This window comes from Streptosporangium sp. NPDC053982, assembly GCF_055585205.1.
The window spans coordinates 174,777-188,472 of record NZ_JBVJKQ010000017.1 but is presented as its reverse complement, the minus strand read 5'-3'; the positions used below and the strand labels follow the sequence as shown (position 1 = coordinate 188,472).

Annotated in this window: 9 protein-coding genes; 4 read left to right on the top strand and 5 right to left on the bottom strand. The window is 69.3% G+C overall.

Annotated elements, in window-relative coordinates; genetic code table 11:
• Nucleotides 1-152 precede the first annotated feature (152 nt).
• On the top strand, nt 153-1,352 hold the full coding sequence (locus ACZ6W9_RS29665; protein ID WP_389959366.1) for an NAD(P)-dependent malic enzyme: 1,200 nt from the start codon (nt 153-155) through the stop codon (nt 1,350-1,352).
• A gap of 436 nt (nt 1,353-1,788) precedes the next feature.
• Nucleotides 1,789-2,964 carry a hypothetical protein gene (locus ACZ6W9_RS29660; protein WP_470120680.1) on the top strand — a complete coding sequence of 392 codons (1,176 nt, stop codon included), beginning with the start codon at nt 1,789-1,791 and terminating at the stop codon, nt 2,962-2,964.
• Nucleotides 2,965-3,131: 167 nt separating this feature from the next.
• On the opposite strand, the gene ACZ6W9_RS29655 is transcribed toward ACZ6W9_RS29660, so the two are convergent.
• From ACZ6W9_RS29655 to ACZ6W9_RS29640, 4 genes are all read right to left on the bottom strand, one after another.
• Entirely contained in the window at nt 3,132-4,670 is a 1,539-nt protein-coding gene (locus tag ACZ6W9_RS29655) for a trypsin-like serine peptidase (RefSeq protein WP_470120678.1), read from the bottom strand.
• Between the two features lie 642 nt (nt 4,671-5,312).
• Nucleotides 5,313-6,479 carry a trypsin-like serine peptidase gene (locus ACZ6W9_RS29650; protein ID WP_389959375.1) on the bottom strand — a complete coding sequence of 389 codons (1,167 nt, stop codon included), beginning with the start codon at nt 6,477-6,479 and terminating at the stop codon, nt 5,313-5,315.
• Between the two features lie 117 nt (nt 6,480-6,596).
• The gene (locus ACZ6W9_RS29645) at nt 6,597-7,808 is read right to left on the bottom strand and encodes a trypsin-like serine peptidase (RefSeq protein WP_470120676.1); all 1,212 of its coding nucleotides are present in this window, start codon (nt 7,806-7,808) and stop codon (nt 6,597-6,599) included.
• Between the two features lie 229 nt (nt 7,809-8,037).
• A complete protein-coding gene (locus ACZ6W9_RS29640) occupies nt 8,038-9,594 on the bottom strand; it encodes a trypsin-like serine peptidase (RefSeq protein WP_470120674.1) in 1,557 nt (518 codons plus the stop codon).
• A 415-nt stretch (nt 9,595-10,009) separates the two neighbouring features.
• On the opposite strand from ACZ6W9_RS29640, the gene ACZ6W9_RS29635 reads away from it, so the two are divergent.
• The gene (locus ACZ6W9_RS29635; RefSeq protein WP_470120672.1) at nt 10,010-10,744 is read left to right on the top strand and encodes a subtilase-type protease inhibitor; all 735 of its coding nucleotides are present in this window, start codon (nt 10,010-10,012) and stop codon (nt 10,742-10,744) included.
• 283 nt (nt 10,745-11,027) lie between these two features.
• On the opposite strand, the gene ACZ6W9_RS29630 is transcribed toward ACZ6W9_RS29635, so the two are convergent.
• The gene (locus tag ACZ6W9_RS29630; protein ID WP_470120670.1) at nt 11,028-12,149 is read right to left on the bottom strand and encodes a trypsin-like serine peptidase; all 1,122 of its coding nucleotides are present in this window, start codon (nt 12,147-12,149) and stop codon (nt 11,028-11,030) included.
• Between the two features lie 497 nt (nt 12,150-12,646).
• On the opposite strand from ACZ6W9_RS29630, the gene ACZ6W9_RS29625 reads away from it, so the two are divergent.
• Complete coding sequence (locus tag ACZ6W9_RS29625) at nt 12,647-13,570, top strand: hypothetical protein (protein WP_470120668.1); 924 nt, start codon at nt 12,647-12,649, stop codon at nt 13,568-13,570.
• Nucleotides 13,571-13,696 lie beyond the last annotated feature (126 nt).

Below are 13,696 nucleotides of genomic sequence, written 5' to 3'. Positions count from 1 at the left end.
TGGCAGAATCGAGCGACGGGTGACCCCCGAACCCTCCGGACGAGTGTTTCCGGCAAGCAGGCCCCGGGCTGCCACCGAAGCCGGGCCGGGCTGCTTCCGCACCGTCCACGTAGGAACAAGTCCTTCCGTCCGACTGAACCACAGGGGTCGCTTTGGCCGTCACGCCATCCTCGCTTTCCGTCGAATCTCCCGACCGCCTCGATCTCGACCCGGCGTTCGCCCTGCACCGCGGCGGGAAGATGGAGGTCCGCTCCACCGTCCCGGTCCGCGACGCCGCCGACCTGGCGCTCGCCTACACCCCCGGCGTGGCCCGGGTCTGCAGCGCCATCGCCGAACGCCCCGAGCTCGCCGACGACTACACCTGGGTGCCCAACGTCGTCGCCGTCGTCTCGGACGGCACCGCCGTCCTCGGCCTCGGCGACATCGGCCCGGCCGCCGCGATGCCGGTCATGGAGGGCAAGGCCCTGCTGTTCAAGCAGTTCGCCGGGGTCGACGCGGTGCCGATCTGCCTCGACTGCACCGACGTCGACGCGCTCGTCCAGACCGTCGCCCGCCTGGCGCCCTCCTTCGGCGGCGTCAACCTGGAGGACATCAGCGCACCCCGCTGCTTCGAGGTCGAGGCCCGGCTGCGCGAGCTGCTCGACATCCCCGTCTTCCACGACGACCAGCACGGCACCGCCATCGTCGTGCTCGCCGCGCTGCGCAACGCCGCCCGGCTCACCGGCCGCTCCCTGGGCGAGCTGCGGGCCGTCGTCGCCGGGGCCGGCGCCTCCGGCGTCGCGGTCAGCCGCATGCTGCTCGACGCCGGGATCGGCGACCTCGCGGTCGCCGACTCCGGCGGCCTGATCCACGACGGCCGCGACCGGCTGAACCCGGTCAAGGAGGCCCTGGCCCGCGACACCAACCGCGCCGGCCTGCGCGGCTCCACCGAGGACGCCCTGGCGGGCGCCGACGTGTTCGTGGGCCTGTCAGGATCGACCGTCTCCGAGGAGGCCGTCGCCTCCATGGCGCCCGGCTCGATCGTCTTCGCGCTGTCCAACCCGACGCCCGAGATCTACCCGGAGATCGCCGCGAAGTACGCCCGGGTGGTGGCGACCGGCCGCTCCGACTTCCCCAACCAGATCAACAACGTGCTGGCCTTCCCTGGCGTCTTCCGCGGGGCGATCGACGTCCGCGCCACCGCGATCACCGAGAACATGAAGGTCGCCGCGGCCGAGGCGCTGGCGGCGGTGGTCGGCGACGACCTCGCGGCCGACTACGTCATCCCCAGCCCGTTCGACGAGCGGGTCGCCCCGGCGGTCACCGCCGCGGTCGCCGCGCAGGCCCGGCTCGACGGGGTCGCCCGCCGGTAGACCCCCGGCGGTTCCCTCGACCCGACGCCCTCCGCCCGACCGGCGGGGGGCGTCGCGCGTTGTACGCGTCGTGCGCGCTGTACGGCTTCGGCCGACGTTCCCCCTTCGGCCGTGTCCCCCTCAGCGGTGATTCCCCATCGGCCGGTGTCCCCTTCAGCCGACGTTCTTCTTCGGCGGATGTTCCCCTTCGGCGGATGTTCCCCGGAATCCCTAAAAGTCGGTAACGGAACGTGCTATAAACAGAGCGCTCCGTCACTATCTCGGCAAGACGTGCGGGAGGGGCGGAGACCGGCACGGGGTGCGAACCCTCCCGGCGCCCCCGCGGTGCCCACGCCGTGCCCGTCCGGCACCCGCGCCGTGCTCCCGTGGCCGTCTCCGCGGCGCGCGGCATGTGCGGCGCGCACGGGTGCTCAGCGGTGCTCACGGCAGGAGAGCGATGACACACCGGCCCGACCACTCACTTCGGCGGCTCATGGCAGAGGCGGGGTTCATCCGCCCGAGGCCGTCCCGCGGGGCCGACGCCCCCGGGCAGGAGTTCCCCCATACCTGGCAGGAGGCGATCACGACCGTGACGGCACTGTGGCACGGAGACGTGGAGAGACGCAGGTTCCTGATCGACTCGGCCTTCGCGGTCGGGGCGGGCTCGACCGGCGCGCTGCGCTGGCTGACCCTCCCGCTGGAGTCCGCCCCCGCCGCGGGCGGCCACCGGCGGGTGGGCACGGCCGACATCGCGGCCATCCGGGAGGTGACCCGCTCCTTCGGCGAGCTGGACAACAGGTTCGGCGGCGGCCGGATCCGCCCCGCCGTCGTGAAGTACCTCGACACCGCGGTCGCCCCGCTGCTGTCGGACGGCTCCTACGGCGAGACCACCGGCCGGGCCCTGGCGTCCGCCGCGGCCGAGCTGACCCGGCTGGCCGGGTGGATGGCCTACGATCTGGAACGGCACGGCCTGGCCCAGCGCTACCTCATCCAGGCGCTCCGGCTGGCCAGGGAGGCCGGAGACCACGGCCTCGGCGGGGAGATCCTCGCCGGGATGAGCCACCAGGCGGTGTACGTCGGGCAGCCGGCGCACGCCCTCGACCTCGCGCGGGCCGCCCAGCTCTCGGCCCGCCGCGCCGGGATCTTCACCCTGCTCGCCGAGGCGCACGTGATGGAGGCGCACGCCCACGCCGTCAAGGGCGACCGTACGGCGTGCGCCGCGTCGCTGCACGAGGCCGAACTGGCCTTCGACCGCCGCCGGGGCGCCGACGAGCCCGGCTGGATCTCCTACTTCGACGAGGCGTACCTCGCGGCGAAGTTCGCCCACTGCTTCCGCGACCTGGGCGACGGCCCGGCCACCGTACGGCACGCCACCCGGTCGCTCGACATGGACGGGCGGTACGTGCGGGGGCGGATGTTCAACCTGTCCCTGCTCGCGGCGGGATGGCTGCGCAGCGGCGACCTGGAGCAGGCGTGCTCGGCGGCGGGGGAGGCGCTGGAGCTGTCACGCGACCTCCAGTCGGCGCGCAGCCGGTCGTACGCGGACGACCTGCGGCGGAGGTTCGCGCCGTTCGCGGGGGAGAGCGTGGTGAGGGAACTGGGGGAGCGGACCGGGAGCGCGGCGGCGGTCTGACGGGCGCGCCGAGGGCGGGTCTTCGGGCGGCTCGGGGCCGGAGAAGCCGAGGACGACCCGAACTAGATGGGGCGAGAAAAGACTGAGGGGCCCGGCAAGAGCCGGGCCCCTCAGGTGGAGCAGGTGAGCTTGAGGTTTGGACCCCCTAGCTCAGGTGATCGTCAGACTTACTTGACGATCGAGCCGGACCACACAGCGTTGGCCTGGTTGTAGACCGTCGCGGTCTCACCGTCGAAGTACGGGGAGGTGCTCAGGTCGTAGCGGCCGTTCTTGTCCTGGTCGCCGAACAGGCTGGTCACGCCGTTGACGTAGCCGAGACGCTTGGCGTTGTTGTACTTGATGAGCCACGGAGCGCCGTCGGCACCCGGGGTCATCGAGCACTTCAGGCCCACGTGCTCCTCGACCTTCTCGGCCGCGGAGACGTACACCTTGGCGGAGGTGGTGCCGTAGCACCACTTCGGCGTGACACCGGTGAAGGCCTTGTTGCCGTCGGGGTGCGCGTCGGCCGGGTAGCCGAACACGAACACCTTCTGGCCGGTCTTCTGGTTCCAGGCCACACCCTGGCCACCGACGTTGTCACCCAGCTTGCCGGCGTCCTTGATGAAGCCGTCGGCGATGACGTAGTGGAAGATCACGTACTGGACGGACGCGCTCTCCTTGACGTACTTCACCACGTAGAAGTGCGTGATGATGTAGTTGCCGTTCACGACCTCCTTGTAACCGGGGCCGGTGTAGGCGTCGTACGTCGCCTTGGTGACGTTCTCCTTGTGGCTGTACCACTTGGTGCCGGGCGCCGGACGGTTACGCGGGTCACGGGAGTGGGGGTCCTGGCCACGCTCAAGGGCGGGGGCCTTCTCGAAAGCCCACTTGTCGACCTCGACCGGAGCGGCCTTGGCGTCCTGGTGCTGCGGGCCAACCTCGTCCGAGGCGTCGACCTTGCGGACCTCGCCCTGGGCGCCCTTCTGGGTCAGGCGGTCGAAGGTCTCGAAGTCCTTGACGACCTCCTCCTTGACCTCCTTCTTGCCCTCGAACTTGTCGTACTCGGCCTTGGAGACTTCCTTGGCCGAGCCGCCACCGATCTGGACACCGTTGTAAACGGTCACGAACGCGTAGTCGCGGTCGCGGTCGTTGAACACGGAGTAGTCGTAGTGCGTGAAGGCGGTCTTGCCGACGTAGACGCCGAAGGGAGCCTTGCCCTGGTAGTAGGCCGGGACGAAGACCCACTTGTTCATGACGCTGCCGTTGGCCTTGTCGTCGTAGACGCAGTGGCCGGCGGTGGCGACGAGGTTGTGGTACTTCGACTGCACCGAGGTGGCGGAGCACCACTTCAGGCTGCCGTCGGGGGCCTCGAAGAACACCTTGCCGATGGTCTTCGGCAGGTTGATGTTCTTGACCTTGGCCGCGGTCTTCTTCTCCTCGCCGATGGGGGCGGCGAGACCCGGCTTGCCGTCAGCGGTGTAACCGCCACCGGCCTTCAGCTGCGGGGTGGCCTTGGTCTCCCAGGTGTAGGGAGTGGCCTTGGCCAGGTTGATCGTGTCGCCGTTCTTCGCGAGCCAGAACTCGGCCACTTCCGTCGCGGCGGGAGCGTCCTTGGCCATCGTGTCGGAGGCCCAGTCGGGAGCGGCGTTGGCGGTACCGGCGAGGCCGGCGGCCAGCAGGCCGGAGGCGAGGACGACGCCACCGGCGGGGAGGAGGATGCGCTTCAAGGGAAACTCCTTGGTCTGATGTGGAACGCTTCTTGCGTCCCATGCGTCAGTAAAGGGATAGCCAGAAACATACAGGGCGGATCTTGTGAATCGGAAGCCGCTTTGGTGGGTAAGAAGGGTGTGAGCGGTGCCGAGACCGTTCTGTTACCTTCGCCGCGCGATGAAACCGTTGTGACGGTTGGGGTTTGCCGGACCTGTTTCCGCAGATAGTCATGATCTCGTCGCGGACGTGGTCCAAGCGGGGTGAGTGTCCGGTCGCGGACCGTGATCATGCCAATGTGACGCAGATCACATGGAACCGATGGCACCGAATCCGGCCGAACCACGTCTAACGCGCCCGATCCCCACCCCGCGCGGACCTCCAACCCCCAAGATCTTGCCTTTTGGCTCTCTCTGGTTCGTCCTCTATATGGCCAAAAGTCCGCTTTCTGTGGAGGGATGGCCCGATCCCGCTCCTCCCGGACGCCGCCGTGGAACCCCGGATCCCGCCCGAGGCCCCGGAATCCGCCGGGAAACCGGGAAACCCGTCGTGCGACCCCCCGGAAACGCCGACGGGACCCGGCAGAAGATCTCTGCCAGGTCCCGTGGATGGGGTGGAGAAGCGCCCTCAGAGCCCGCCAGGGACCCCGAGAGGCGGGTGGCCTACCGGTACAGCTCGCCGTTCGGGCCGACGATCTTGCCGGACCACACGTTGGCGGCCTGGCGGTAGATGTCGGCCGTCTCGCCGTCGAAGTACGGCGAGGTGATCAGGTCGTAGCGGTCGTTCTTGTCCTGGTCGCCGAAGAGGCTGGTGACGCCGTTGACGTAGCCGAGGCGCCGGCCGCTGCTGTACTGCGTCAGCCACGGGCCGCCATCGGCACCCGGGGTGAAGGAACCCTTGAGGCCCATGTGCTCCTCGACCTTGTGCTCGGGGGAGACATAGACCTTGCCGGACGGCTTGCCGTAGATGTACTTGGGCGTCACGCCGCTGTAGGGCTTGTCGCCGTCGGGGTGCGGGGCCGCGGGGTAGCCGAAGGCGTAGACGGGCTTGCCGGTCGGCTGGTTCCAGGTGACGCCCTGGCCGCCGACGTTGTCGCCCAGCGCGCCGACGTCCTTGGACTTCAGAATGTAGTACTGGCCGCCGCCGCCCCACTTGGGACCGGTGAACTTCTGGAAGTCACCCCGGCTGACCTTGTTGACGCCGTCGAAGGCCACGCCGTTGAAGACGGTGACGAAGGCGTAGTCCTTGTCGTAGTCCTCGTAGTTGGCGAAGTCGTAGTGGGTGTAGGCGGTCTTGCCGACGTAGATGCCCCACGGCACCTTGCCCTGGTAGTAACCCGGGACGAAGACCCACTTGCTCATCGTGTCGCTGTTGGTCTCCGGGTCGTAGACGCAGTGACCGGCGGTGGCGACGAGGTTGCGGTACTTCGACTGGATCGAGGTGGCCGTGCACCAGCGGTACTGGCCGTTGACGACGAAGAACACCTTGCCGACCGTGCGGGGCAGGTTGACGTTCGTGACGCGGGTCTGGGCCGGCCTCTCCGAGCCGGTCGGGCCGACGCTGCCGGGGCGCCCGTCGGCGGAGAAGCCGCCGCCCGCCTTCATCTTCACGCCGCCGGGGTCGGGGTTGTAGGCCGTGGCCCTCTTGAGGGCGGCGAAGTTCGAGGCGGCCCAGAAGTTGATGACCGAGACGGCCGAGGCGTTGTTGGTCGCCATGGAGTCGGTGGCCCAGTCGGGGGCTGCCTGGGCGGTGCCGGCCGTGCCACCGGCCAGCAGGCCGAGAACGAGCGCGGCGCCGCCGAGGGGGAGGAGGGAACGCTTCACAGACATGCTCCTTGTGCTGCACCGTTTTCCGGATGATCCGGAAACTGCGGGAAGACAAGGAAGAAACCTACCAAGATCCGGCAGGCGGAGGGGGCGGATCCCCCTCATCCGCCCCCTCGGGACTCAGCTCGCGGTCTGGTGCGCGGCCCAGTGATAGACGACGTATGTCGAGGCCATGAAGTACGGCGAGGAGATGCGGTCGTACTTCTTGTCGGTGTCGGTGTCCCAGGCGAAACTGTTGACGCCGTTGAGGTAGCCGACGCCGTTGGCGGGGTCGTAGTAGACCAGCCAGGGGCCGCCGCTGGCCCCGGCGGTGAACCCGCAGCGGAACGCGATGCCGCGGTCCACGAGGCGGGCCGGGGCGTTGGCCCGGTAGGTGCGCCCGTCGCACCGCTTCATCGTCCGCCCGTCGTACGGCCTGCTGCCGTCGATCTGCGGGGCCGCGGGGTAGCCGAAGGCGAAGGTGGACAGGCCGACGCCGCGGTTGACCATCAGTCCCTGCCCGCCGACGTTGTCCTCCAGCGCGCCGACGTCCTCCATCGTGTAGGCGCCGGCGGTCTTGCCGGGCTTCCAGCGGAACCCGTCGTGCACGGTGATGAACGCGTAGTCGTAGTCGTAGTCGCCCTGGGCGATGAACTTGGAGTGCAGGTTGAGCGTGTGCCCGACGTAGATGCCGTACGGGGTGCCGCCGTCGGCGTAACCGGGGATGAAGATCCAGTACTCGGCGAACCTGTCCTGCTTGGCGTCATAGGTGCAGTGCGCGGCCGTCGCGACCAGCCGGTGGTTGGCGGCGGCCACCGACGAGGCGGAGCACCAGTAGTCCTTGTCGCCGATCCGGAAGAAGACCTTGCCGACGGTGATCGGGTTGCCGCCGGTCTGCTGCTTCTTCTTCGGGAAGCTGGGGCTGACGACGGAGGACGTGGCGTCCTTGGTCGTCTTCGCGCTCCCGGAGCTCGTTCCGGCCGCGGGGACGGCGGCGCCCCCGGCGGGGATGGGCATCCCGCCCGCGGCCGTCGCGGTGGCGCTCGCCGTCGCGCTGGACGCCGGGGACGCCGACGCGCTGGAGGTGGAGCCGCCGCTGGGCTTGACCTCGGGGGTGGCGGGTGTGTTGTCCTGGGCCTTCTTCAGCCGGTCCGGGTTCCAGTACTCCGCGATCCGCTTCATGTCCGCGTCGGTCTTGGTCAGCGTGACGGAGGTGATGCCGTTGGGCGTGCCGGCCCAGGGGGAGGCCACCGCGTCCGCTCCCGCGCTCCCGGCGAACGCGGCCACCAGCGTCACGCAGGCGGCGAACAGCGCGCCGAGCGTGACGGTGAGTCGCCGGACGCGGGGGGACATGAGGGGCTTCCTTCCGGGGGACGGAGCTGGGGGCGAAGGGGCTGGGGAGGCGGTGAGGAACTATTTTTCCAGATCAATTTGGTTTTGGGCAGGTCGGCCAACCGATTCGCTCTGGCCCGGTCGCCCTGTCAGCCTGCCGCCGGGCGTATAAGCGCCCCGTCAAGACCCGCGAGACCCGGAAGGGCCGGGGCTTGCGCACCCGGCCCTTCCGCTGTCCACACCGCGAGGACTAGGAGGGGAGCTTCCCGGTCCAGAGGTTGGCGGCGTGCTTGTAGATGGCGGCGGTCTCACCGTTGAAGTACGGCGTGGTCGTCCGGTCGTAGCGGTCGTTGTTGTCGCTGTCGACCGTCAGGCTCACGACGCCGTTGAGGTAGCCGATCCGCTTGCTGTTCGAGTACCGCAGCAGGAAGGGGCCGCCGCTGGCGCCGGGGGTGAAGGCGCACTTGATGGCCTGCTGCTCCTGGGCCTTGTACTTCGAGACCACGGGGGCGGCCACGGTCGTGCCGTAGCACCACTTCATGGTCTGGCCGCTGTAGGGGCGGCTGCCGTCGGGGTGGCCCTGGGTCGGGTAGCCGAAGGTGAAGACCTTCTTGCCCAGCTTCTGGTTCCAGGCCACGCCCTGGCCACCGACGTTGTCACCCAGGCGGCCGGCGTCGGCCACCGTGGTGATGAAGTACCGGAAGATCACGTACTTCACCGACGCGGTCTTCTTGATGTACTTCACCACGTAGTAGTGGGTGATGGTGTAGTTGCCCCTGCTGTCGAGCTTCCGATAGCCCGGGCCCTTGTAGGCGTCGTACTCGGTCTTGGTGACGTTCTCGACACTGGTGGCCAGCTTGGAGCCGCTCTTGGGCCAGTCGGCCTGGTCCAGCGTCTTGTCGCCGCGGGTGACCTTGCCGTCCTTGAGGCCGTAGACGTCGCCGGAGACCTTCTCCCAGGTCCACTTGTCGGTCTCGACCGCGACACCGATGGCGCCCTTGTACTGCGGGCCGACCTCGTCCTCGGAGGAGACGTTCTCGACCTTGCCGAGACCGCCCTTCTGGGTCCACCGGTCGTAGGTCTCGAAGTCGACGACCTTGGAGTCCTCGCGGCCCGCGCCGCCCTTGTCGACGTGCGCCTTGTAGGTCTTGTAGTCGACTTCCTTCTCGGGCTGCTGCTTGATGCCGTTGTAGACGTTGACGAAGGCGTAGTCGTAGTCGTAGTCCTCGAAGATCGTGAAATCGTCGTGGGTGTTGACCTTGGAGCCGACGTAGACGCCCCAGGGAGCCTTGCCCTGGTAGTAGCCGGGGATGAAGACGAAGTTGTCGTACGGCTTGTTGGTGTCGGTGTCGTACACGCAGTGGCCGGCGGTGGCGACCAGGTTGCGGAACTTCGACTGGATCGAGGTGCCGGAGCACCAGCGCTCCTGACCCTTGTCATCGACGAAGAAGACCTTGCCGACGGTGATGGGCAGGTTCACGTTCTTCGAACGGCCGGCGGTCTTGCCGCCCTCGCCGGTCGGGGCGATCTGGCCCGGCTTGCCGTCGGCGGCGGCCTTGGCGGCGCCGGTCTTCGTCAGCTTGGCCGAGATGGTGGAGTCGGCGGTGAAGGTCTTCGCCGACTTCAGCTTGGAGGGGGTCCAGTACGCCGCGATGGCCTTCGCGTTGCCGGACGGGGTGAGCGCGGCCGACTTGACGTCGGGCTTCGGCGCGGCCTGGGCGGTGCCCGCGAGAGGGGCCGCGATCATGGTGGCCGCGACGAGGGCGCCACCGGCGGGGAGGGCCAGGCGCTTGGCTCGGGAGTTCAATCTAGCTCCTTCTTTGTCATGAGTCGCTCGGGTTGACTCATGCATGCGTAAAGAGACAAGAGGAGACCGTACTCGGCAAAGATGGTTTAAAGGGACCGAAAGCGGACAGTCAAGGGGGACCGTTACGGGGTCGTTACCAAAACCATGGAACCGAAAGCCGCGAACCGGCGTCTGATCTACTTCCTCTTGATCGACCGCCTCGAAACCGGTCGCACGCCGCGCTGAGCTGGGGCTGCGCGCCGCCGTCGCGACGGCGGAACGGTCCACGATCTTTTCCCGGAAGGCGCGTCGCCGCGAGACAGGAAGCGGCCGGGCGTTGTAGCATTCCCGCAGTTCAGAGCCTTGATCCATCCCCCCGGTCAGGCCGGTCACCTCGTTCCGGCCCGCCCACGCAACGCCGTCCTCGGGGGATTCCATGTCACGTCTCCGCTGCCTGGCAGCCGCCGGTCTCGTCCTGATCTCCAGCACCGCCCTCACCGCCGCGGCGACCGCCGCCACCGCCGCGTCCGGAACCCGGGAGACCGGGATCGCGAGGACGCCCGGGGCCTCCTCGCTGAAACCCGTTCCGCCGCGGGTCCAGCGGATGCGGAACCGCAACGCCGCGCCGCCCCGGCGCAGGCGTCCCTGGAAGACCATCCGGATCGAACCGGCCGCACCACCCCGCGCCACCGACCAGCAGCGGCCCGCCGACCGGCAGCGCCCGCCCGCGACCGGCCAGCGGCCCCCCTCGGCTCGGCAGCGGCCGCCCGCGGCCCCCGTGGCGCAGCAGGGGCCCGCCGTCTCCCCGCAGTCCATGGCCGATCCGCGCAGGCCGGCGCCCCTGATGTCGCCGGAGAACATGCGGGTGCTCGTGCTGACCGTCACACCGGGGGAGCAGTTCTCGGCCTCCGCGGCGCGGTCCGCCCTGCTCGTCTGCGACCCGCCGCGCGGCTCGCACCCGCAGGGGGCCAGGGCGTGCGCGGAGCTCAGCGTGGTCAACGGCGAGTTCACCGCGCTCCGGCCGCAGCCGGGGGTGGCGTGCACGATGCAGTACGACCCGGTCACCGTGACCGCGAGCGGCATCTGGGACGGCCGCAGCATCAGGTACCAGCACACCTTCGGCAACTCCTGCGTGATGCGGGCCAGCACCGGCTCGGTCTTCGCCTTCTAGGAGACGTCCGGACCCGAACCGAGGTGATCCGGATCCCGGAGAAGGGGATCCGGTTCCCATGAGTGCCTCGCGGCGCCCCGCGCCATGAGGCGCCGATGCCCGAGGGCGTCGTGAACCCCCGGTGCCGCAGCGCACCGCAAGCCCCGGGTGAGGGCCGCGGAATCCCGAAACCGCGGGCCCCCGGACCACGAAGGGGCCCGGTCTCCGTGGAGACCGGGCCCCTCGTCACGGCGGGCGGCCGAATGGCCTTGCGGCCGCCCGGCGGGGGTTTCGCACCACCCCGTCAACCGGTCCAGCGGTTGGCCGCGGTCCTGTAGACCTTGTAGGTGTCGGTGTCGAAGTACGGCGAGGAGATCCTGTCGTAGCGGTCGTTCTTGTCGGTGTCCCACGCGACGCTGTTGACGCCGTTGATGTAACCGGTCCGCGTGGAGTTCTTGTACTTCAGCAGCCAGGGACCGCCGCTGGCGCCCGCGGTGAAGGCGCACCTGAAGCCGACGTGCTCCTGAATGTTGTACTGCGGGGCCGCGGGCATGGCGGCCGCGGTGCCGTAGCACCACTTCATGGTGCGCCCGCTGAAGGGCTTGTCGCCGTCGGGGTGCAGGCCGGCCGGGTAGCCGAAGGAGAAGACGTTGTTCTTCACCTTCTGGTTCCAGGCGAAGCCCTGGCCGCCGACGTTGTCACCGAGCCGGCCGACGTTCTTGATGGCCGGCTTCCACTTCCCGTCGGTGCCCTTCTCCCAGTCGACCTTGTAGCCGGAGCTGACGTTGACGAACGCGTAGTCGAAGTCGTAGTCCTCCTTGACCACGAAGTCGTCGTGCGCGTTGAACCACTTGGCGGCGTAGATGCCGTACGGGTTCTTGCCGTTCCACGCCTGGTTCCCGTCCCAGTAGGAGGGGATGAAGACCCAGTTGTCGTAGAACTTGTTGCTCTTCACGTCGTAGACGCAGTGCGCCGAGGTGGCGACCAGGTTGCGGTACCTGCCCTGGATGGAGCTGCCGGAGCAGTACTTCCAGCTCTTGGGGTCCGCCGGGTCGGAGCCGGGCAGGGTGAAGAAGACCCGGCCGACGGTGTTGGGCAGGTTGACGCTCCTGCTCCTGGTGGACCTGCCGCCCTCCTGCCCGATCGGCGGGACCGATCCGGCCTTGCCGTCGGGCTGCCCGGCGGCCTTGGACGCCGTACCGCCCCTGACGCTCAGGTCGAGGTCGCGGGAGGCGTCGGTGGCCCGGCGCATCCGCTCCGGTGACCAGAAGGAGGTGGCCTCGACGGGGGTCTCCGAAGCGGGGGAACTCACCACGTCACCGGGGGACGACGCGCCGGCCTGCGCGGTGGAGGTGGCGCCGATCACGCCGGTGACCATGAGGGCACCGGTGAGGGGGATCGCGAGGCGCCGTGCTCGGGGATTCAATGGAGCTCCTTTCGTTCTCGGCGAGGGTCGGGACTTCCGCTCGCCAGGAAAACGCTCGGAACGCTACTGAATTGATCAAGGCTTCGGCGATGAAATGACGCGAAAAAGTCTGGAACGGTTCCATGTGATGCGAAGGTGTTATGTGAATAGCGATTGGTTATGATTTGTCGAAAAGGTATATCTCCTGGTGGGAGTGCCTGTAGGGATCGCGCGAAATAGTCTGTAGCACCATCGTCACCACTGGCAGGAATTCGTTTCCCCGGTAACCGGGGGCACGTGAGTCGATTGGGGGCGACGCGGTACGGAACGCATGGGAAGTGGTGCGGTGCAAGGCGTGGGCGGCGCGGTGGTTCGGTTCAGGCGCGGACGGGGCGGCGGTGCGATGCGGCGCGGAATGGAAAGACGCCGACCTGTGACCGCCCCGACGAGGGCGCCGGGACCTCCGTGGCTCGATGATGGGACACGGAGTGCACCTTCCGTACGAAGGCGGCAGCGGCATGGCCGGCGAGCGAGACGACATCATCGAGACGGGACGGCCCGAGGGCGCCCGGCGGCGGGCCGGGGCCGGAGCCGGGATCGCCGTACTGCTCGTGCTCGCGGCCGTGACGGTCTCCGGCCTGCTGTCCGGCCCCGAGCCCGGAGAGGTCCCGCCGTCCCCGCCGTCCAGGCCGTCGGCGGCGCCCACCGGAGAGGCATCCCCGGCCTTCCCCGACGATCCGGCGCCCAATGTGCTGCGCCCGCGGACCCGGCACCGGGGCGGCAGGGAGATCCTGGATCTCGTCTTCCCCGACGGCACCGCGGCCGAGCTGAGCTACCCGGCAGGGCTGGGCCTGGCTGAGCTGGGCGTACGGCCCGCGTACGGCGGATGGCCCGACGGGCGTCCCGGCCTGTTCCGGCTGCTCGTCGCCCCGTCCGGCGGGCCGGAACGGGACGGCTCGCCGATCCGGTCGATGGCGGAACGGGTCACCCTGTGGCCCCCGGTGAGCCCCGCCGAAGGCGACGTACTGCTGTTCGACTTCGCTCCCTGGTACGTCGCGCTGCACGACTCCAAAGAGGGAATGGACTTCGAGGACCGGCTCCTGTGGGCCCGCGGCCTGCGCGGCAGGACGACCGGGAACGGCTACCTGGTGCTGACGGCCGAGCCTCCGCTGCGGCTGGCCCGGCCCGGGGAGCTGTTCGGGGAGGAGCCCGCGGGACCGCAGCTGTGGTTCGGGGGCGCCAGGGAGACGCTGGTGGTGATGGCGCCGATGCCGGGTTGCGACGCCGGAAGGATCCGGATGGCGATGATCGGGGAGCGGCGCCGCTTCTCCGCCGAGACCTGCCGCGACGGGGTGTACGTCGCCGCCTCCGGTGAGCGCGGGCACGTCGAACGGGTGATCGACGGCGTCCGGTTCCGGCTCGGCCGTACCCCGGCCCCGTGAGGAGCCGTCCGGTGCAGGCGGCGCGGGCCGGTCGGTGGGGCCGGCCCGCTGCGTCCCGGTCCCGCCCGCCGGGTCGGACGACCCGCGCGTCCCGAAGGGCCTGCCGGGTCGGGCGGCCCGCGTGTT

What these genes read in the sequence shown, in the direction of transcription:
- ACZ6W9_RS29660 (WP_470120680.1), top strand. Translation starts at nt 1,789, where the DNA reads ATGACACACCGGCCCGACCACTCACTTCGGCGGCTCATGGCAGAGGCG.
- ACZ6W9_RS29650 (WP_389959375.1), bottom strand. Translation starts at nt 6,479, where the DNA reads ATGTCTGTGAAGCGTTCCCTCCTCCCCCTCGGCGGCGCCGCGCTCGTT.
- ACZ6W9_RS29645 (WP_470120676.1), bottom strand. Translation starts at nt 7,808, where the DNA reads ATGTCCCCCCGCGTCCGGCGACTCACCGTCACGCTCGGCGCGCTGTTC.
- ACZ6W9_RS29635 (WP_470120672.1), top strand. Translation starts at nt 10,010, where the DNA reads ATGTCACGTCTCCGCTGCCTGGCAGCCGCCGGTCTCGTCCTGATCTCC.
- ACZ6W9_RS29625 (WP_470120668.1), top strand. Translation starts at nt 12,647, where the DNA reads ATGGCCGGCGAGCGAGACGACATCATCGAGACGGGACGGCCCGAGGGC.